This is a genomic window from Streptomyces chlorus, assembly GCF_042655885.1.
GTDB lineage: Bacteria > Actinomycetota > Actinomycetes > Streptomycetales > Streptomycetaceae > Streptomyces > Streptomyces chlorus.
The window spans coordinates 165,367-185,660 of the sequence record NZ_JBHSOA010000138.1; the positions used below are offsets into that span (position 1 = coordinate 165,367).

General features: G+C 70.7%; 14 protein-coding genes and 3 tRNA genes. 12 read left to right on the forward strand and 5 right to left on the reverse strand.

Annotated features, from left to right (window positions below; translation table 11 throughout):
- Window positions 1-326 precede the first annotated feature (326 nt).
- The 4 genes from ACFPZI_RS36085 (at window position 327) to ACFPZI_RS36100 (ending at window position 6,808) form a co-directional block, all read left to right on the forward strand.
- Window positions 327-1,709, forward strand: a complete 1,383-nt coding sequence (locus ACFPZI_RS36085; RefSeq protein WP_381371380.1) for a deoxyguanosinetriphosphate triphosphohydrolase — start codon at window positions 327-329, stop codon at window positions 1,707-1,709.
- A gap of 188 nt (window positions 1,710-1,897) precedes the next feature.
- A complete protein-coding gene (locus ACFPZI_RS36090) occupies window positions 1,898-3,163 on the forward strand; it encodes an NAD(P)/FAD-dependent oxidoreductase (protein WP_381371381.1) in 1,266 nt (421 codons plus the stop codon).
- Between the two features lie 293 nt (window positions 3,164-3,456).
- The gene (gene dnaG / locus ACFPZI_RS36095) at window positions 3,457-5,388 is read left to right on the forward strand and encodes a DNA primase (RefSeq protein WP_381371382.1); all 1,932 of its coding nucleotides are present in this window, start codon (window positions 3,457-3,459) and stop codon (window positions 5,386-5,388) included.
- Window positions 5,389-5,479: 91 nt separating this feature from the next.
- On the forward strand, window positions 5,480-6,808 hold the full coding sequence (locus tag ACFPZI_RS36100) for an RNA polymerase sigma factor (protein WP_381371383.1): 1,329 nt from the start codon (window positions 5,480-5,482) through the stop codon (window positions 6,806-6,808).
- Between the two features lie 66 nt (window positions 6,809-6,874).
- Here the strand turns inward: ACFPZI_RS36100 and ACFPZI_RS36105 are convergent, their stop codons facing one another.
- The 4 genes from ACFPZI_RS36105 to ACFPZI_RS36120 all read right to left on the reverse strand — a co-directional run bounded on the left by ACFPZI_RS36105 (window position 6,875) and on the right by ACFPZI_RS36120 (window position 12,695).
- A complete protein-coding gene (locus ACFPZI_RS36105; protein ID WP_381371384.1) occupies window positions 6,875-8,803 on the reverse strand; it encodes an ABC transporter ATP-binding protein in 1,929 nt (642 codons plus the stop codon).
- Window positions 8,803-10,536 (reverse strand): ABC transporter ATP-binding protein, encoded by a 1,734-nt coding sequence (locus ACFPZI_RS36110; protein ID WP_381371385.1) that lies wholly within the window; start codon window positions 10,534-10,536, stop codon window positions 8,803-8,805. The genes ACFPZI_RS36105 and ACFPZI_RS36110 overlap by 1 nt, the downstream gene beginning before the upstream one ends.
- A 313-nt stretch (window positions 10,537-10,849) precedes the next feature.
- A complete protein-coding gene (locus ACFPZI_RS36115; RefSeq protein ID WP_381371386.1) occupies window positions 10,850-12,304 on the reverse strand; it encodes an FGGY family carbohydrate kinase in 1,455 nt (484 codons plus the stop codon).
- A gap of 85 nt (window positions 12,305-12,389) precedes the next feature.
- Entirely contained in the window at window positions 12,390-12,695 is a 306-nt protein-coding gene (locus ACFPZI_RS36120) for a YtxH domain-containing protein (protein WP_381371387.1), read from the reverse strand.
- Window positions 12,696-12,876: 181 nt separating this feature from the next.
- Between ACFPZI_RS36120 and ACFPZI_RS36125 the strand changes: the two genes are divergently transcribed.
- The 4 genes from ACFPZI_RS36125 to ACFPZI_RS36140 all read left to right on the forward strand — a co-directional run bounded on the left by ACFPZI_RS36125 (window position 12,877) and on the right by ACFPZI_RS36140 (window position 14,177).
- Window positions 12,877-12,949, forward strand: a tRNA-Asn gene (locus tag ACFPZI_RS36125).
- A gap of 5 nt (window positions 12,950-12,954) precedes the next feature.
- Window positions 12,955-13,027 (forward strand) — tRNA-Asn (locus ACFPZI_RS36130).
- 201 nt (window positions 13,028-13,228) lie between these two features.
- Window positions 13,229-13,302 (forward strand) — tRNA-Ile (locus ACFPZI_RS36135).
- A gap of 749 nt (window positions 13,303-14,051) precedes the next feature.
- A complete protein-coding gene (locus ACFPZI_RS36140; RefSeq protein ID WP_267893674.1) occupies window positions 14,052-14,177 on the forward strand; it encodes a hypothetical protein in 126 nt (41 codons plus the stop codon).
- Between the two features lie 139 nt (window positions 14,178-14,316).
- On the opposite strand, the gene ACFPZI_RS36145 is transcribed toward ACFPZI_RS36140, so the two are convergent.
- Window positions 14,317-15,309 (reverse strand): carbohydrate kinase family protein, encoded by a 993-nt coding sequence (locus ACFPZI_RS36145; protein WP_381371388.1) that lies wholly within the window; start codon window positions 15,307-15,309, stop codon window positions 14,317-14,319.
- 227 nt (window positions 15,310-15,536) lie between these two features.
- Here ACFPZI_RS36145 and ACFPZI_RS36150 point away from each other — a divergent pair, with 227 nt between their 5' ends.
- The 4 genes from ACFPZI_RS36150 (at window position 15,537) to ACFPZI_RS36165 (ending at window position 20,294) form a co-directional block, all read left to right on the forward strand.
- On the forward strand, window positions 15,537-16,529 hold the full coding sequence (locus ACFPZI_RS36150; protein WP_055595809.1) for a LacI family DNA-binding transcriptional regulator: 993 nt from the start codon (window positions 15,537-15,539) through the stop codon (window positions 16,527-16,529).
- 131 nt (window positions 16,530-16,660) lie between these two features.
- Window positions 16,661-18,286, forward strand: a complete 1,626-nt coding sequence (locus ACFPZI_RS36155) for an ABC transporter substrate-binding protein (protein WP_381212801.1) — start codon at window positions 16,661-16,663, stop codon at window positions 18,284-18,286.
- Between the two features lie 96 nt (window positions 18,287-18,382).
- Window positions 18,383-19,360 (forward strand): ABC transporter permease, encoded by a 978-nt coding sequence (locus tag ACFPZI_RS36160; protein ID WP_055627280.1) that lies wholly within the window; start codon window positions 18,383-18,385, stop codon window positions 19,358-19,360.
- 13 nt (window positions 19,361-19,373) lie between these two features.
- Complete coding sequence (locus tag ACFPZI_RS36165; protein ID WP_055627281.1) at window positions 19,374-20,294, forward strand: ABC transporter permease; 921 nt, start codon at window positions 19,374-19,376, stop codon at window positions 20,292-20,294.

Sequence of the window (20,294 nt, forward strand, 5' to 3'; positions counted from 1 at the left end):
GGCGGGGCGAAGCCGCGGCTCGAACGGGCTCGCACCGCGCGGGGGCCGTTCCGTGAACCGCCGGAAAACACCCGTCACGCCCGCACAACGGGGGCAACGTCCCCCGACGACGACCGGGGCATGACGGCGCACCTCACGACCTCGATCAGCAGTCGGCCGCCCGGCCACGGGTCGCTCAGCGGGAGCAGCCGGCGCCGCCCGCCCCGGCCCTCGCCCCGGCGCCCACGAGCCCGACCCCCGCCTGAAGGAACACCCGGCCCGGCTCTGCCGCGCGCCCCAGCGCCCGGCCCCGCCCGGGTGTCACCGCGTGGCCGTAGTGTCGAGGCATGGCAGGCACCGGCACTTCCGCCCCCACCGACCCCGCGCCCCAGCCCCAAGCGCAGCCCCCGGCACAGTCGCCGACGCAGGCACACCCGCAGCAGCATCCCACGTCGCCTCTCGGCTACGACCCGGCGTCGGCCGCCCGCTGGGACGCCGAGCCGGACAAGCGTCCCGGGCGTACCGCCTTCCAGCGCGACCGCGCGCGCGTGCTGCATTCCTCTGCCCTGCGCCGCCTGGCAGGCAAGACGCAGGTCGTCACCCCCGGAGAGGCCGGCGCGGTCTGGGACGCCAGCCCCCGCACCCGCCTCACCCACTCCCTCGAATGCGCGCAGGTGGGCCGGGAGCTCGGTGCCGCCCTCGGCTGCGACCCGGACCTCGTGGAGGCCGCCTGCCTCTCCCACGACCTGGGCCACCCGCCCTTCGGCCACAACGGCGAACAGGCGCTGAACGAGTTCGCCGAGGACTGCGGCGGCTTCGAGGGCAACGCCCAGTCGCTGCGCCTGCTCACCCGCATCGAACCCAAGCGGTTCGTCACCGATCCGGGGACCGGCGACCTCGTCAGCGTCGGCCTCAACCTCACCCGGGCCACCCTCGACGCCGCCACCAAGTACCCCTGGCCCCGGGGCGCCCACCCCACCGACCCGGCCTCCGCGAAGTTCGGCGTCTACGAGGACGACCGCCCCGTCTTCGACTGGGTCCGCGAGGGCGCCCCCGACGGCCGTACCTGCTTCGAGGCACAGGTCATGGACTGGGCGGACGACGTCGCCTACTCGGTGCACGACGTGGAGGACGGCCTGCACGCCGGCCACATCGACCCCGACGTCCTGCACGCCGAGCCCGAACGGCAGGAGATCTTCGCCGTCGCCGTCGGCCGTTACATCGAGGCGGACACCGACCCGGCGGAGCTCGCCGAGGCGCTCGACCGCCTCCTCGCCCAGGAGTGGTGGCCGCACGGCTACGACGGCACGGCGCTCGCCCAGGCCCGTCTGAAGGACGCCGCCAGCCAGCTCATCGGCCGCTTCTGCCTGGCCGCCGAGGGCGCCACCCGGCAGAAATCCGGCGGTGGCCGTCTCACCCGCTACGGAGCCGAACTCGTCGTCCCCCGGGACACCCGGACGGAGTGCGCCGTCCTCAAGGCGGTCGCCGACCGGTACGTCATGCAGCGCGCCGAGCAGGAGCAGCTCCGTGCCGACCAGCGGATCGTCGTCATCGAACTGGCCGAGGCGCTCACCGCCCGCGCCCCCGACGGCCTGGACCCGCAGTTCCGCACGCTGTTCGCGCAGGCCCCGGACGACCGCGCCCGCAAGCGGGTGATCGTCGACCGGATCGCGTCCCTCACCGACGCCTCGGCCCGCTCGCTTCACGCCCGCCTCACGGGGCAGTCATGAAGGAGAGGGGGACGACGAGGGGACCGGTGGGACACCGGAGACGTGTGTTCGCTCGAAGGTGACCCTCCGTGGCCTGATCGGGCCACCCCCTCTTCCCGCACCACCCTGTGTGCGGGAGGCTCGCAAGTGGCGGCACCCACAGTGTTTTCCGGGGGGCCACCCCCCGGACCCTCTCCAGGAGGCATCAAGTGGTCGACGCGGATCAGACATTCGTCATCGTCGGAGGCGGCCTGGCGGGCGCGAAGGCGGCCGAGACACTGCGAACGGAGGGATTCACCGGCCGGGTCCTGCTGATCTGCGACGAGCTGGACCGCCCGTACGAGCGGCCGCCGCTGTCCAAGGGCTTCCTGCTCGGCAAGGAGGAGCGCGACAGCGTCTTCGTGCACGAGCCCGCCTGGTACGCGCGCCACGACATCGAGCTGCACCTCGGCCAGACCGTCGACGCCGTCGACCGCGCCGCGAAGACCGTCCGCTTCGGCGAGGACGGCACCACCGTCCGCTACGACAAACTGCTGCTGGCGAACGGCGCCGAGCCCCGCCGCCTGGACATCCCGGGCACCGACCTCGTCGGCGTCCACCACCTGCGCCGCCTCGCGCACGCCGAGCGCCTCAAGGGCGTCCTGGCCTCCCTCGGCCGGGACAACGGCCACCTGGTGATCGCCGGCGCCGGCTGGATCGGCCTGGAGGTCGCCGCGGCGGCCCGCGAGTACGGCGCGGAGGTCACCGTCGTGCACCGCGGGCGGACCCCGCTGCACTCGGTCCTCGGCCCCGAGCTGGGCCAGCTCTTCGCCGACCTGCACAGCGAGCACGGCGTCCGCTTCCACTTCGGCGCCACCCTCACCGGGATCACCGGGCAGGACGGCGTCGTCCTCGCCGCCCGCACCGACGACGGCGAGGAGCACCCGGCGCACGCGGTCCTCGCGGCGATCGGCGCCGCCCCGCGCACCGGCCTCGCCCAGGCGGCGGGCCTGGACCTCGCCGACCCCGCGGACGGCGGCGGCATCCGGGTCGACGAGCGGCTGCGCACCTCCGACCCGTACATCCACGCCGCCGGTGACGTCGCCTCCTTCCCGCACGCCCTCTTCGGCACCCGGATGCGCGTCGAGCACTGGGCCAACGCCCTCAACGGCGGCCCGGCCGCGGCCCGCGCGATGCTCGGCCAGGAGGTCACCTACGACCGGATCCCGTACTTCTTCAGCGACCAGTACGACCTGGGCATGGAGTACTCCGGCTGGGCGCCGGCCGGCTCCTACGACCAGGTCGTGATCCGGGGCGACGCGGGCAAGCGGGAGTTCATCGCCTTCTGGATGAAGGAGGGCAGGGTACTGGCCGGGATGAACGTGAATGTGTGGGACGTCACCGACCCGATCCAGCGGCTGATCACCTCCCGGACCCCGGTGGACACCGACTCCCTGGCGGACCCGCGCGTCCCGCTCGACAGCCTCGCACCCTGACCAAGGGCGGGTGCCTCGCGCCCCCGATGGCGGGCGGGCGTCCTGCTTGCCGCCGTTCGGTGAGTGCCTCGCGCCCGACCGCGGGCGGGTGCCTCGCGCCCCGCGGTGGGTGGGGCGTCGCTCCCCGACGGCCGGCGGGGAGCGACGCTTTCCGACGGTGGCGGAGCCTCGCCCCCACCGTCGGAGGACGCCTCCGAGCGCCACGCCGTCCTGCTGCTCTGGCGCGGGCCTCGCCCCCACTGTCGGGGGACGCCCCGGATCCGACTGTGGGCGGACCGCCGTAGACTTCACGCGTGGCTGGACGGATCAACGACGAGGACGTGAAGGCGGTACGGGACGCGGTCCCGATCGACGCCGTGGTGTCCGAGTACCTCCAGCTGCGCAGCGCGGGCGGCGGCAACCTCAAGGGCCTGTGCCCGTTCCACGACGAGAAGTCGCCGTCCTTCCAGGTGAGTCCGAGCAAGGGGTTCTTCCACTGCTTCGGCTGCCAGGAGGGCGGCGACACCCTCACGTTCGTGATGAAGATCGACCACCTCTCCTTCTCCGAAGCGGTCGAGCGCCTCGCCGCCCAGGCCGGCATCACCCTGCGCTACGAGGAGGGCGGGTACAACCCCGCCCACCAGCGCGGCGAGCGCATCCGCCTGGTCGAGGCCCACCGGATCGCCGCCGACTGGTACATGGAGCAGCTCGCGACCTCCGCCGAGGCGGACACCGGCCGCGCCTTCCTCGCGGAGCGCGGCTTCGACCAGGCGGCCGCCCAGCACTTCTCCGTCGGCTACAGCCCCCAGGGCTGGGACCACCTCACCCGCTTCCTGCGCGGCAAGGGCTTCACCGACAAGGAACTGATCCTCTCCGGCCTCTCCCAGGAGGGCCGCCGCGGCCCCATCGACCGCTTCCGCGGCCGTCTGATGTGGCCCATCCGCGACATCGGCGGCGAGGTCGTCGGCTTCGGCGCCCGCAAGCTGTACGAGTCGGACAACGGGCCGAAGTACCTCAACACCCCCGAGACGGCGATCTACAAGAAGTCCCACGTCCTGTACGGCATCGACCTGGCGAAGAAGGACATCGCGAAGTCGTCCCGCGCGGTCGTCGTCGAGGGCTACACCGACGTCATGGCCTGCCACCTCGCCGGTGTCACCACCGCCATCGCGACCTGCGGCACCGCCTTCGGCGGCGACCACATCAAGATCCTGCGCCGGCTGCTGATGGACAACGGCTCGGCCCGCGTGATCTTCACCTTCGACGGTGACGCGGCCGGCCAGAAGGCGGCCCTGCGTGCCTTCGAGGACGACCAGAAGTTCGCCGCCGAGACCTACATCGCCATCGCACCCGACGGCATGGACCCCTGCGACCTGCGCCTCGCCAAGGGCGACGACGCGGTCGCGGACCTCACCGAGCCCCGCACCCCGCTCTTCGAGTTCGCGCTCCGCCACATCGTGGGCCGCTACGACCTGGACACCCCGGCCGGCCGCGCCGCCGCCCTCGACGAGGCCGCCCCCGTCGTCGCCCGCATCAAGAACAGCGGCGCCCAGCACGAGGTCGCCGTCCAGCTCGCCGGCATGCTCGGCATCCTCGACACCCAGTTCGTGGTCAAGCGGGTGGCGCAGCTCGCCCGCTGGGCCCGCGACCGCGGCGGCAGGGGCCCCGCCCCCGACCGGCAGCAGCACGGCGGTGGCGGCCCGCAGCAGTACGGCTCCGCCCCCGGGCCGGCCTTCCCTCGCGGCCCCGCCCTCAACCTGCGCAACCCCGTCTTCGCCACCGAACGCGAACTGCTCAAGCTCGCCCTCCAGCGTCCCGAGCTGGTCTCCCCGGCCTTCGACGCGTACGGCCTCGACGAGTTCACCGCCCCGGTGTACGCGGCGGTGCGCCAGGCCGTCCTGGACGCGGGCGGCGCCGAATCCGGCGTCCCCGACTCCCAGGACTATCTGATCCGCGTTCGCGAGACAGCCCCCGACGACGCCGTCCGCGCCATGGTCACCGAGCTCGCCGTCGAGGCGATCATGCTGCACCGGGGCGTCAAGGGGGTCGACGAGACGTACGCGGGCGCCCAGCTGGTCACCGTCCGCCGCCGCGCCGTCGAGCGCCGCATCCGCGAGATCACCGGGCGGCTGACCCGCGTCGCCTCCCAGGGCGACCCGGCCGAACTGGTCTCCGTGCAGAACGAGCTGTGGGTCCTCCAGCAGTACGACCAGGCCCTGCGCGAACACGGCGCGTCGGCGCTGTAGGCAGGCCGTAACCGCCGGGTCACCGCGCGGAAGCAAAAAGTCGTCGCACGCCCCTCGTGGGGATGATGTGTCGTACCCCACACTGGGGGCGGTGCCTGAGTCCTCGGAGCGCGGCCGCTCCGTCCCCGACGGGTCCCGGACCCCCGCGGCCACGCTCATCGCGTACGGGACGGACAGCGGCGAGGCCACCGGCTCCGCCCCCGAAGTACCGCTGCCGCCCCCCTCGGCAGCGATCATCCTGGAGGTCGCCCCGGTGCAGACCCAGATCCAGACCCTCACCCAGCCCGCCGCGCGTACGGCCGGTGCGCGGCCCGACGCGGATGTCCTGGTGGCGGTGCCCGCACAGAGCCGGCCCGCCCACCACCCCGAGACGGAGCCCGACCCCCCGTCCGCGGCACTCGATCCGGGGAACCCGGCGGCCCCCGCGGACGCGGCGGCCCCCGCGGACGCGGCGGACCCCGTGGGGGCGGTGGAGGCGGTCCCGCCGCCGGTGCGCGCCGAGTCCGGCAGCCCCTCCTCGGACCTGTTCCGGCAGTACCTGCGGGAGATCGGCCGTATCCCCCTGCTCACCGCCGCCGAGGAGGTCGAACTCGCCTGCCGCGTAGAGGCCGGACTGTTCGCCGAGGAGAAGCTGCGGCTGGCCTGTGACCTGGACAGCAGGCTCGCTCTGGACCTGGACCGGCTCGTCGTCATGGGCCGGATGGCCAAGCGGCGGCTGATCGAGGCCAACCTGCGGCTCGTCGTCTCCGTCGCCAAGCGGTACGTGGGCCGCGGACTGACCATGCTGGACCTGGTGCAGGAGGGCAACCTCGGCCTGATCCGGGCCGTGGAGAAGTTCGACTACGCGCGCGGCTACAAGTTCTCCACCTACGCCACCTGGTGGATCCGCCAGGCCATGTCCCGCGCGCTGGCCGACCAGGCCCGCACCATCCGCGTCCCCGTGCATGTCGTCGAACTCATCAACCGTGTCATCCGCGTCCAGCGCCACATGCTCCAGGAACGCGGCTGTGAACCGACCACGGACGAGGTCGCCGCCCAGCTCGACCTGGCCCCCGAGCGGGTCGGTGAGGTGCTGCGGCTCGCTCAGGAACCCGTCTCCCTGCACACCCCGGTGGGCGAGGAGGACGACGTCGCCCTCGGCGACCTCATCGAGGACGGCGACGCCGCGAGCCCTGCCGAGTCGGCCGCGTTCCTGCTGCTGAGGGAGCACCTGGAGGCGGTCCTGTCGACGCTGGGGGAGCGGGAGCGCAAGGTCGTCCAGCTCCGCTACGGCCTGGTCGACGGCCGCCCCCGCACCCTGGAGGAGATAGGCCGCATCTTCGGCGTCACCCGCGAGCGCATACGCCAGATCGAGTCCAAGACCCTCAACAAACTCCGCGACCACGCCTTCGCCGACCAGCTGAGGGGCTACCTGGAGTAAACGGGAAGGGGGCCGCCCGCGGAAACTCGCGGGCGGCCCCCACTCGGACAGGCCCCGGGACAGGCCCTAGTCGACCTCCACCGCCGCCTGCGCGAACTGCGCCCGGTACAGGCGGGCGTAGGCTCCGCCCGCAGCCAGCAGCTTCTCGTGGGAGCCCTGTTCGACGATCGAGCCGTTCTCCATGACGAGGATCGTGTCCGCGTCCCGGATCGTGGAGAGCCGGTGCGCGATGACGAACGACGTACGCCCGTGCGCCAGTTCGGCCATCCCCTTCTGGATCAGCACCTCGGTACGGGTGTCCACGGAACTCGTCGCCTCGTCCAGCACCAGGATCACCGGGTCGGACAGGAACGCCCGCGCGATGGTGATGAGCTGCTTCTCACCGGCGCTCACCCCGCTGCCCTCGTCGTCGATCACCGTGTCGTACCCGTCCGGCAGGGTGCGGACGAACCGGTCGGCGTGGGCCGCCCGCGCAGCCTCCTCGATCTCCTCGTGGGTGACCTTCCGCGAGGCGCCGTACGCGATGTTCTCCGCGATGGTGCCGCCGAACAGCCAGGTGTCCTGGAGCACCATGCCGATCCCGGCCCGCAGTTCGTCCCGGGACATGCGCGCTATGTCGACGCCGTCGAGCGTGATACGCCCGCCGGACACCTCGTAGAACCGCATCAGCAGGTTCACCAGCGTCGTCTTGCCCGCGCCGGTCGGGCCGACGATCGCGACCGTGTGCCCCGGCTCCACCGTGAGCGACAGGTCCTCGATCAGCGGCTTCTTCGGGTCGTACCGGAACGACACCTGCTCCAGCGCCACCCGCCCGCGCAGCTCGGCCGGCTTCTCGGCCGGCGAGACGTCGGCCGACTGCTCGTCGGCGTCGAGCAGTTCGAAGACCCGTTCCGCCGACGCGACACCCGACTGCACCAGGTTCGCCATCGAGGCGACCTGCGTCAGCGGCATCGAGAACTGCCGCGAGTACTGGATGAACGCCTGAACGTCACCGATGGACAGCGAACCCGACGCGACCCGCAGCCCGCCGACGACCGCCACCAGCACGTAGTTGAGGTTCGACACGAAGAGCATCAGAGGCTGCATGACGCCGCTGTTGAACTGTGCCTTGAAACCGGCCTCGTACAGCGCCTCGTTCTCCTCGGCGAACCGCTTCGCCGACTCCTCCTGCCGCCCGAACACCTTCACCAGGGTGTGCCCGGTGTACATCTCCTCGATGTGCGCGTTGAGTGTGCCCGTCGTACGCCACTGCTGCACGAAGTGCGGCTGCGACCGCTTGCCCACGCGGGTGGCGATCACGAACGACAGCGGCACGGTCACCAGCGCGACCAGCGCCAGGATCCAGGACACGTAGAACATCATCGCCAGCACCCCGATGATGGTCAGCAGCGAGTTGATCAGCTGGCCCATCGTCTGCTGGAGCGTCTGCCCGAGGTTGTCGATGTCATTGGTCGCCCGGCTCAGCACCTCACCGCGCTGCCGCTTGTCGAAGTACGACAGCGGCAGCCGCGACAGCTTCGTCTGCGCATCCTCGCGCATCCGGTACATGGTGCGGTTCACGGCCCCGTTCACCAGCCGCGTCGCCACCGCCATCAGCAGACCGGCGACCACGAACACCGCCAGCGCGAACAGCAGGACGTTGCCCACGGCCGTGAAGTCGATGCCCTCGCCCGGAGTGAAGTCGGTGCTGCGGAGCATGTCCGCGACACCGCCCTCGCCGCGCTCCCGCATCGACTCCAGCACCTGCTCCTTGGTGGCCCCGGCCGGCATGTCCCGTCCGACGATGCCCGCGAAGACCAGGTCGGTCGCCCGGCCGAGGATCTTCGGCCCGATCACGCTGAGCCCCACGCTCAGCACCACGCAGGCCAGCAGCCCGTAGATGGTCAGGCGTTCCGGCCCGAACCGCGCGATGAGCCGCTTGCCGGACACCTTGAAGTTCAGCGACTGGTGGTCGGGGCCCGTCCCGGCCCCGGCCCGCGCCATTGGCCCGGCCATCAGGCGGCCTCCGCTTCCGTCAGCTGGGAGAGCACGATCTCCCGGTAGGTCTCGTTGTCCGCCATCAGTTCGTGATGCCGGCCGGTGCCGGCGACCCGGCCCTCGTCCAGGACCACGATCCGGTCGGCGTCGCGGATGGTCGCCACCCGCTGGGCGACGATCACCACCGTCGCCTCGGCGGTCTCCTCGGCCAGCGCCCCGCGCAGCGCCGCGTCGGTCGCGTAGTCGAGCGCGGAGAAGGAGTCGTCGAAGAGATAGATCTCGGGGCGCCGCACCAGCGTCCGCGCGATCGCGAGCCGCTGGCGCTGGCCGCCGGACACATTGGTGCCGCCCTGCGCGATCGGCGCGTCGAGCCCGCCCTCCAGCCGCTCGACGAACTCCCTGGCCTGCGCCACCTCCAGCGCGTGCCACAACTCGGCGTCCGTGGCGTCCGGATTCCCGTACCGCAGATTCGTCGCCACCGTCCCCGCGAACAGGTACGGCTTCTGCGGCACCATCCCGACCGTCCTCGCGAGCAGCGCCGGATCGAGGTCCGCGACGGGCACGCCGTCCACGAGGATCTCGCCCTCGGTCGCGTCGAACAGCCGGGGGACCAGCCCGAGCAGCGTCGACTTGCCGCTTCCGGTCGAGCCGATGACGGCGGTGACCTCGCCCGGACGGGCCACCAGGTCGACCGACTTCAGCACCGGCTCCTCGGCACCCGGGAAGCGGAAGCCGCCGCCCCGGATCTCCAGATGGCCGTGCCGGGGCAGGTCGGTGACGGGCGCGGCGGGCGGCACGACGCTGGAGGAGGTGTCCAGTACCTCCTGGATGCGCTCGGCGCACACCTCGGCCCGCGGGACCATCATGAACATGAAGGTGGCCATCATCACGGACATGACGATCTGCATCAGATAGGCGAGGAACGCGGTCAGGTCACCGATCTGCATGCCCCCGCTGTCGATCCGGTGCGCGCCGAACCACACCACCGCGATCGACGACAGGTTCACCACCGTCATCACCACGGGGAACATCAGTGCCAGCAGATTGCCGGTGCCCAGCGACATCTCGGTCAGCTCGGCGTTGGCCTTCCCGAACCGCCGCTGCTCGTACGCGTCCCGGACGAACGCCCGGATCACCCGGTTGCCGGTGATCTGCTCGCGCAGTACCCGGTTCACCGTGTCGAGCCGCTCCTGCATGGTCCTGAACAGCGGACGCAGCCGCCGCACGATCAGCGTCACCGAGATGCCCAGCACCGGCACCACCGCGACCAGCACCCCGGACAGCGGCACGTCCAGACCGAGCGCCATCACGATGCCGCCCAGACACATGATGGGCGCCGACACCATCAGCGTGAACGTCATCAGCGCCAGCATCTGGATCTGCTGGACGTCGTTCGTCGTACGGGTGATGAGCGAGGGGGCGCCGAAGTGGCCGACCTCACGCGCGGAGAAGGACTGCACCCGGTCGAAGACGGCCCCCCGCACGTCACGCCCCAGCGCCGCCGCGGTCCGGGCGCCGTAGTACACGGCGAACACGTTGCACACGACCTGCGCCAGCGAGATACCGATCATCAGGGCGCCGTAGGACAGGATGTAGCCGGTGTCCCCCTTGACGACACCGTCGTCGATGATGCCGGCGTTGAGGGTGGGAAGGTAGAGCGTGGCGCAGGTCTGCAGGAACTGCAGCAGCACCAGAAGGATGATGGGTCTTTTGTACGGCCGGAGATGAGTCCGAAGCAGTCGTATCAGCACGCTGAGTCTCTCGAGTGGTCGGCGGGAGCCATTGGTTGCCCCTGGCCCCTATCGTCGGACACTCCACCCGCGTTACCTCAACCGATTTAATCCGCGCCACTGCCGGCCACCGCCCGCCATCGGCCCTCGGTGCCGCGCCCGGACCTCCGGACCCCGGACCTCCGGGCGCGCGGCCCGCACCGACCGCCGCCGGACCTCGTTACCGCGCCCGGCTCCCGGGCCCTCGGCTCCCCGGGCCGACGGGCCCGCGGCCCGCACTGCCCGCCGCCCGCCGTCTGCCGCCCGCATCGACCGCCGTCCGCCGCCCGGCCGGTCACATCCGGAACGCCCCCGGGTGGGTCTGTTCGCGCACCGACACGAACTGCTGGCGTATCGCCTGCCCCACCGCCAGGTTCTCGCCCGGCTCCAGCACCTGCGCCGCCGCGCCCTGCCAGATGGGCGGCGTCCGCGGGTCGAGGGTGCCCTGGGACACCCCGAGCGCCCACGCCGCCTGCCGGGCGGCGCCGATCGCCGCGTAGTCCGCGGGCTGCGGCACCACCACCTGCGCCCCGAACAGCGAGGGCGCCGCCGCCTGCACGGCGGGCAGCCCCGCGGCCTGGCCCAGCAGGAACACCCGCCGGACCTCCACGCCCCGGCCGCGCATCACGTCCAGCGCGTCCGCGAGCCCGCACAGCATGCCCTCGAACGCGGCCCGCGCCAGGTGCTCCGGCTTCATCGACTCCCGCCGCAGCCCCGACAGGGTCCCGGCGGTGTGCGGCAGGTTCGGCGTCCGCTCGCCCTCCAGATAGGGGAGCAGCACCAGCCCGTGCGAACCCGGTGTCGACTTCATCGCCAGGTCGGACAGGCTCTCCAGATCGGACAGCCCGAGCAGTTCCGCGGTCCCGCGCAGGGTCCGTACCGCGTTCAGCGTGGTGACGACCGGCAGATGCATCCCGGTGGCGTCCGCCAACGCGGTGACCATGCCGTTCGGGTCGTAGAGCGCCTCGGGGTGGACGGCCATGACCGAGCCGGACGCGCCCAGGGACACCACCGCGTCGCCCAGCCCGATCCCGAGCCCGAACGCCGCAGCCATCGTCTCCCCGGTGCCCGCGGAGATCAGCAGTCCCTCCGGGGTGGCACCGGCCGCCTCGGCCGGGCCGATCACCTCCGGCAGCATGGTCTGGTGCCCGAGCGCCAGCTCCACCAGATCGGCCCGGTAATTCCCGGTCGCCGCCGCCCAGTAGCCGGTTCCGGACGCACCGCCCCGGTCGGTGGTCCGGCGCACCGGACGGCCCAGGAGCTGCCACACCAGCCAGTCGTGGGCCTGGAGCAGCACGGCGGTGCGCGCCGCGTTCTCGGGCTCCGTACGGGCCAGCCAGCGCAGCTTCGTCACCGGGTGCGCGGCCTGCGGAACGCTGCCCACCGCCTGCGCCCACGCCTCACGGCCGCCGAGCGCGTCGATCAGATCGGCCGCCGCGACCTGGGTCCGCTTGTCGGTACCGACCATGGCGGGCCGCACGGTGTTGCCCTGGGAGTCCAGCAGCACCAGCGCGTTCGCCTGCGCGGAGACCCCGATGGCCTGCACACCCTCGAGCAGCCCACCGCCCGCCGCCTCGCCCAGCGACAGCAGCCAGTTCTGCGGATCGACGTCGGACGGACGGCCCGTGCCCTGGGGGTTGTCCACCGGGTGCGGCGCATACCCCTGTTTGAGCACGGTCCCGCTGTCCGCGTCACAGACGACGATGCGAGTGAAATCGGGCGCACTGTCCAGCCCGGCGACTATCCCCATGGCCAAAATTCTGCCGTACCCGGCGACGTCGTGACGCCGGGCCGGTCCGCCGAGGGCTTCCCGCCGGGTGTCACCGGTGTCCCGGTCAGGTGTTGCTCGTCCCCCAGTCGTCCTCGCCGGAGCCCTGCGAGGTGCGCTCGCGCAGGGTACGCACCCGCTGCGCCACCGAGTCGGGCATGCGGTCGCCCACCTTGTCACTCACCACGTGGTACGCCCGGCCCGCGATCTCCCGGCCCTGCTGGGCCGCGGTCTCCGCGGTGTTGCGCACGGCGGGGTTCTGCGCGAACTGCCGGGCCGACTTCTTCAACTGCTCGTAGCGCTCGCGTCCGGCCCTCGTGCCCAGCACGTAACCCAGGACGACTCCGGCGACGAACGTGAGCCGGTAACGCATGGCGGCCACCCTTCCCTTGTGTAGGACTGCGTGCAGGTCTGCACACGTTTCCGGTGCGGCGACGGCGCCGGGGAGTACCGATTGGCGAAGCACCCCCCTGCTTGCGCTAATGTATGTGTCGCAGAGAGCGCGCGCCCCCTGGCGGATACCCAGGTAGGTGCGTTCGATGCAGACGAGGCATTCCTCCGTAGCTCAATTGGCAGAGCAGCCGGCTGTTAACCGGCAGGTTACTGGTTCGAGTCCAGTCGGGGGAGCTCGGTCCTCCGTAGCTCAATTGGCAGAGCAGCCGGCTGTTAACCGGCAGGTTACTGGTTCGAGTCCAGTCGGGGGAGCATGCTGAACGAGGACCCCCTGGGGGGTCCTTTTTCATGCCCGGTTCGCGTCCTGGTTGACCGCCTGGAGGAACCGTGCGGACCCGGAGGCAGTCTTCGGGGTCGCGAGGGGCTGTGCCTAGTCGATCATCGAGGCAGGAGATCGTATGAGCGGCTATGCTGCGGCAGACGACACGCACACCTGTGCGCGACACGCCGCTTGGGGCGGTAGCTCAGCCGGTTAGAGCAACGGACTCATAATCCGTCGGCCGTGGGTTCGAGTCCCACCCGCCCCACCTATACAGGTCTCTGACCTGCGGAAACGTTCTTTTTGGCTGTCGGAGCGTCAACTTTGCCTGAACGGACTGAATCCGCTGCTCGTGAGTTTGGGGGCGGCTCGGTCTGCGACAGCTGGTGGCCTTCTGACCTGCACGAATGCGCGTAGGTGCGTAGCCAAGGAGACGTGTTCTGCTGGGCCGCGCTGCGTAGGGCCATGCATTGAGGCCATCCTGAGGCCGCTGGTAACGAGGACAGTGTTATCGATGACCCTGTGCTCCGGTCGGCGCAGGTGGGTCGAGGCGTTCGACGTGGTGGCCGTCTGGGTGTGCGGCGCGCGAGAGTGTGCGTCGTGGTGATGGCCGGTGGGCGCCAGGAACTGCCCCAAGAGGAAACGGCCCCGAGCGGTCACTCGGTCCTCTCGTGTGGTGCTCCGTGGTTCATGTGGTCAGGACGTCGGGGCGGTCGAAGACGGGTCTCGTCCAGCTGCTCAGGTTACGGACCGCCGGCAGCTGAGTATGTTCCGATGCCCGGTCACTGTCGGTGTGACAGCCGGCGGCTTCGACTAACGCGTCTCAGATGGATCACCTCCGCTCGCGCGGTGAGGCACGGCGAGGGTGCCGGTGTCCGGGGAGAAGGCAAGGCGGCCGAAGAAGTCGTGAAGCTGTTGTCTTTCCGGACTTGAGGACGGTATCTCCGCTGGTCAGACGGGTCGGTGATTCCGTGGGAGCCATGGCCTGTCGTGTCGTCGCTCCCCGGGAGGTCGCGGATGCCGTCGGTCGTCGGACTGCTGGAACAGCACGAGCTCGCAGCTCGCCGTCGGGTCGACGAACTGCGCGAGGAGGCCGACCGCATCCAGGCCGAGCTGGCAGACCTCACTGAGAGCCGCACCTGATCTCAAGCACCGCTCGGCTCCCCGGCTCTGCGGCTCCGCAACCATGACGACGCCATGGCAACAGCGCGTACGGGGTGCCGGCCGTGTGGATTCGACGCCCGTTCCCGCAGTCCTGTCTGCGGGAACGGGCATGCCACGGTCAGGCATGCGGCAGGAGCTGTTCCACGCCGGCCTCCATCGCCGCTTCGTCCACCCAGGGCGGGTTCGCGCCGTGGACGGAACAGGTCACGGCGGCCACGTGAGCGGCGAAGGAGCAGGAGTCGGTGACGTCCTCGAGGCTCAGTGCGTCGAGTCGCCCGCCAAGGTGTCCGAGGGCGGCGAGGCGGTGGAGCAGGCCCGCAGTGAAGGAGTCCCCGGCGCCGACGGTGTCCACAACGTCCACGGCCGGGGCTGGGACGGTGACGCGGAGGCCGTCTAGGGAGGCAAGGGCGCCGCGCCCGCCGAAGGTGATGACGACGAGGCGCGCGCCGGCGGCATGCCAGGTGTCGCACGCCTCCTCAGGGCCGACGCCGGGCAGGAGCAGCGCGAGGTCGTCCTCGCTGAGGCGAAGGATGTCGGCGAGGGCGCACCAGCGGGGAAGCCGTTCGCGGTAGACGGAGGGCGATACGAGCAGGGGCCGGACGTTGGGGTCGATGGACACGGTGACGTGCTCGCGCGCCCTGGCGAGATTGTCCTCGATGCGGCTGCCGCCGGGCTGCTGTATCAGCGCCAGGGAGCCGGTGTGCAGGCAGGCCGCATCGTCCAGCCGGGCGCCGGCGAGTTCGTCGTCGGTCCACTGCCAGTCGGCGGCGCTGTCGGCATAGAACGTGTAGGTGGCCTGGCCGGAGTCGTCGAGGTCGGCGACGGCGAGGGTGCTGGGCTCGGGGGCGGCGGTCACGCTGCCGGTCAGGTCGACGCCGGAGGCACTGAGGCGGGCATGGAAGAGGGCGCCGAAGACGTCGTGGGAGAACCGCCCGAGGAAACGAGTCCGGGTACCGAGCCGGGCGAGGGCGACGGCGGTGTTGGCGGGGCCGCCACCGGGCAGGGCGCGCAGCGCGAGTTCATCGGAGCTGGACCGGGCGGGGTCGGTGAAGGCGTCGGCGACGCACTCGCCGAGGACGGTGACGCTGCTGGGGGCCTGGGGTCGGGCCATGGTGGTTGTTTGCCTCTCTCGAGAAGAGCGCGGGGGGTGAAGGGCACCGGGCCGGTGGCCTGATGCGGCCCATGCGCAGGTATTGACATGCCGCTCAAGACGCACGTAACTTCCCTGCCACACGGAAGTAACGCGCGTTATTAAAGCGCGAAACCGGAGGTGCTGTCTCACCGCCGGACGGCCGAAAGGGACTGGAAGTGGCCACGAACAGGACGCATCGCGTGACCATGAGCGATGTGGCGCGCCACGCGGGTGTCTCGCGGACCACCGTCTCCTTCGTCCTCAACGACAAGCCCGGCGCCGCCATCCCCGAGGAGACCCGTCGGCGGATCCTGGAGGCGATCGACGAGCTCGGCTACCGGCCCAACGCCGGGGCGCGGGCGCTGGCCGCGAACCGCAGCGGATGGTTCGGGCTGATCACCGAGATCGTGACCGGCCCCTTCGCGACCGAGGTGATCACGGGTGCGCAGAGCCGCGCCTGGGGCGATCGGAGGTTCCTGCTGATCGCCGCGAGCGAGGGCGACCCCGCCCAGGAGGCCGCCGCGCTCGACCAGATGCTGGAACACCGGGTGGAAGGGCTCCTGTACGCCACGACCTGGCACCGGGCCGTCACGCTCCCCAAGGCCGCCCGGGAGGTGCCGACGGTGCTCGTCAACTGCTACGACGCGGAAGGTGAGCTGCCGTGCATCCTGCCCGACGAGGTGTCGGGCGGTTACAAGGCGACCCGCCGGCTCCTGGACGCCGGTCACACCCGCATCGGGTTCATCAACCTCGACCCGGCGATCCCGGCGGCCATCGGCAGGCGCGAGGGGTACGAACGTGCCCTGCGCGAGGCCGGGATCACCCCCGACCCCTCCCTCGTCGTCCCCGGCTGGGCCACCGCGGACAGCGCCTATACCGCAGCCTGCGAACTCCTTGACCGCCCGGCCGGCGACCGGCCGACCGCGCTGTTCTGCGGAAACGACCGGATGGCGATGGGCGCGTACGACGCGATCAAGGAACGTGGGCTGCGCATCCCGCACGACGTGGCCGTGGTGGGGTTCGACAACCAGGAACTCATCGCCGCCTATCTGCGGCCGAAGCTGACGACGCTCGCCCTGCCCTTCGAGGCCATGGGCACCAAGGGCATCGACATGCTCGCCGCTCTCGCAGCGGGGCAGCCGCTCGACACCCGTCAGGTGACGATCGACTGCCCGCTGCTCGAACGCTCGTCGGTCTGACCGCTAATCAGTCCGCCGAGGAATCCCATCCCGTCTTCGCCCTGTGTGTTGAAGAGAGGAAAAGAGTCTCCATTATGGCACCCTCCCGCATACCTTCACGGCGGCCCCGAGCCGTCCTGAGAGCGGTCACCGTGACCGCCGCCGCGGCCCTGGTCCTGTCCGCCTGTACGGGTGGCTCGGGCACCTCCGGCGCCGGTGACACCTCCGGCAACCAGCTGCTCACCATCCCGCGCGAGGATCTGGCGACGTTCACGCGCAACTTCAACCCGCTCTCCCCGCAGGCCGCCCCCATGACCCTGCAGGCGGTCTACGAGCCGCTGGCGGTGCACAGCATGGCGGACGCCAAGGACACGCCGTGGCTGGCCACCAAGTGGGAGCAGGCCAAGGACGGCAAGTCCCTCACCTTCACGCTGCGCGAGGGCGTCAAGTGGTCGGACGGCCAGGCGCTCACCGCCGACGACGTCGTCTACACCTTCGAGCTCCAGAAGAAGGTGCTCGGCGGCTTCGACTACCTGGACAAGGTCACCGCGGTCGATGCCCACACGGTGAAGTTCTCCTTCAACAAGGCGTTCTCGACCGCCTTCTACGAGATCAGCGGCCACTACATCCTGCCGAAGCACATCTGGTCCAAGGTGAAGGACCCGGCGAAGTTCACCAACCCGAACCCGGTCGGCACCGGCCCGTACACCAAGATCGAGAAGTTCCAGAGCCAGTCGTACGAGCTGCGCAAGAACCCCGACTACTGGCAGCCGGACAAGCAGCGGATCGCCGGTATCCAGATGCTCGCCTTCTCCGGCAACGACAGCGCCAACATCGCCTTCACCAACGGCGAGGTGGACTGGACGCAGTCGTTCATCCCGGACATCGAGAAGTCCTTCGTCGCCAAGGACAAGAAGCACAACCACTACTGGTTCCCGGCCACCGGCGCCATGATCAACTGGCAGCTGAACACCACCAAGGCGCCCTTCGACGACCCGGCGGTGCGCAAGGCCCTCAGCATGGCCGTCGACCGCGACCAGATCACCAAGGTCGCGATGAACGGCTACGCCGAACCCGCCGACTGTACGGGCCTGGCCCGCACGTACGACAAGTGGCGTGACACCTTGCTCGCCGCGTCCTGCACCTGGACGAAGTACGACACCGACGCGGCGGCCAAGGCGCTGGATGCGGCCGGCTACGAGGAGAGCGGCGGCAAGCGGAAGCTGAAGAACGGCAAGGACTTCACGCTCGACATCTCCGTCGGCTCAGCCTCCTCCGACTGGATCTCGGTCGCCAACATCATCAAGCAGAACCTCGCGAAGGTCGGCATCACCGCCACCGTGAAGACGCCCGACTGGTCGGCGGTCTCGGCGTCGTACAACACCGGCACGTTCGACACCGGCATCGTGTGGAGCAACAACGGCGCCACGCCGTACGAGTACTTCCGCGGCGTGATGTCGACCAAGATGGTGCAGCCGGTCGGCAAGCAGGCCACGGAGAACTACCACCGCTTCGGCGACAAGAAGGCCGACAAGCTCATCGACGCCTTCGCCGCCGCCACGGACGAGAGTGCGCAGCGCGAGCAGATGAACGGCCTGCAGGAGCTGTACGACAAGGACGCACCCGTCGTCCCGCTGTTCACCGGCCCCGAGTGGGGCGCGTACACGGATGCCCGCTTCACCGGCTGGCCCTCCGAGGAAAACCCGTACGCCACCCTCGGCAACCGCAACGGCAGCACGGTCCTCGTGCTCACGTCGCTGAAGCCCGTCAAGGGCTGACGCCGCCCGCGGACCGGCGGCCGCCCTCCTCCCCGGACGGCCGCCCCCGCGCACCGAGCCACACGTTCACCCCCCCACCGACAGGGAGCACGACCCGTGCGTCTGATCCTGCGCAACCTGGGGTTCTATCTGCTCGCCTTCTGGGCCTCCATCACCCTGAACTTCGTTCTCCCGCGCTTCATGCCGGGAGACCCGGTCTCCCGGATGTTCGCGCAGGCCCAGGGCACCATGCAGCCCGATCAGATAGCCCAGCTGCGGAAACTCTTCGGCCTCGACGACCGCCCACTCTGGGAGCAGTACGTCTCCTACGTCAAGAGCGTCTTCACCGGCGACCTCGGCATCTCCATCACCCGCTTTCCCACCCCGGTTTCCGACGTGATCGGCTCACAGATCGGCTGGACCCTGCTCCTCGGCGGCGTCGCGCTCGTCATCGCGGCCGTGCTCGGCAACCTGCTCGGCATCGTCGCCGCCTGGCGGCGCGGCGGCGTCCTCGACTCCGCCTTCCCGCCCCTGCTGATCTTCGTCGGCTCGTTCCCGTACTTCTGGCTGGCGATGGGCGCGCTGTACCTGTTCGGGGTGAGCCTCGGCTGGTTCCCCATGCGGCACGCCTACGACGTCGGCCTGACTCCCGGCTTCAACGGCGAGTTCCTCTCGAACGTCGCCACCCACCTGGTGCTGCCGGCGCTGACCATCGTGCTGGTCTCCATCGGCGGCTGGATGCTCGGCATGCGCAACACCATGATCGCCACGGCGGCCGAGGACTACATCACGATGGCCGAGGCCAAGGGCCTCAGCCCCTCGCGGATCATGTTCCGCTACGCCGCCCGCAACGCGCTGCTGCCTTCCGTCACCAACTTCGGCATGGCGCTCGGCTTCGTCGTCGGCGGCGCCCTGCTCACCGAGGTCGTGTTCGCCTACCCCGGCATCGGCTACCAGCTGCTGATGGCCGTCCAGGGCCTGGACTACCCGCTGATGCAGGGCATCTTCCTGACGATCACGGCCGCGGTGCTGCTCGCGAACTTCCTCGTCGACCTCGTCTACGTCCGCCTCGACCCGCGCGTCCGCGTCCGCTGAGGAGGTTGCCGACATGACCGCCATCGACATCGCGACGGCCACCACGCCGACCATCCCCGCACGCACGTCCCGCCGGCGCGGACTGCTGCGCCAGCTCATCGACAGCAAGAAGGCGCTGGCCGGGCTGATCCTGCTCGCTCTCTTCGCGCTGCTGGCTCTGCTCGCGCCCGTCCTGGCACCGGGCGACCCGTCGCTCATCAACTCCACGGGCAGCCAGGCACCCTCGGCCGCACACTGGCTGGGTACGACCGCCAAGGGACAGGACGTGCTCGCCCTCACCCTGTGGGGTGCGCGCAGCTCCCTCTTCGTCGGCTTCACCGTGGGCCTTGTGGCGACCGGCGTCGCCATCCTCGTCGGCCTGGCGTCCGCGTACTTCGGCCGTATCGTGGACGACGCGCTGACCCTGGTCACCAACATCTTCCTGCTGCTGCCCGGCCTCCCGCTGCTCATCATCCTGGCCGCGTTCCTGCCGCCCGGGACCTCGACCGTGATCCTGGTGCTCGTCGTCACCGGCTGGGCGGGCTCGGCCCGGGTCCTGCGCGCGCAGGCCAAGTCGATCCGCGGCAAGGACTTCGTGGCCGCCGCCGTCGTCACCGGCGAGCGCCCCCTGCGGATCATGTTCCGCGAGATCCTGCCCAACATGGCGTCCGTGGTGATGACCACGCTGCTGGGCTGCGTGATCTTCGGCATCGGCGCCCAGGCCGGCCTGGAGTTCCTCGGCCTCGGCGACAGCAGCGTCGTCAGCTGGGGCACCAACCTGTACTGGGCCAGCAACGACGGCGCGCTGATGACCGGCACGTGGTGGGCCTTCGTCCCCTCCGGACTGTGCATCGCGCTCGTCGCGTTCGCGCTCGCGCTGGTCAACTACGCGGTCGACGAGATCACCAACCCCAGGCTGCGCAGCCGCCGTGCCCGGCGTGAAAGGAGGGGCTGA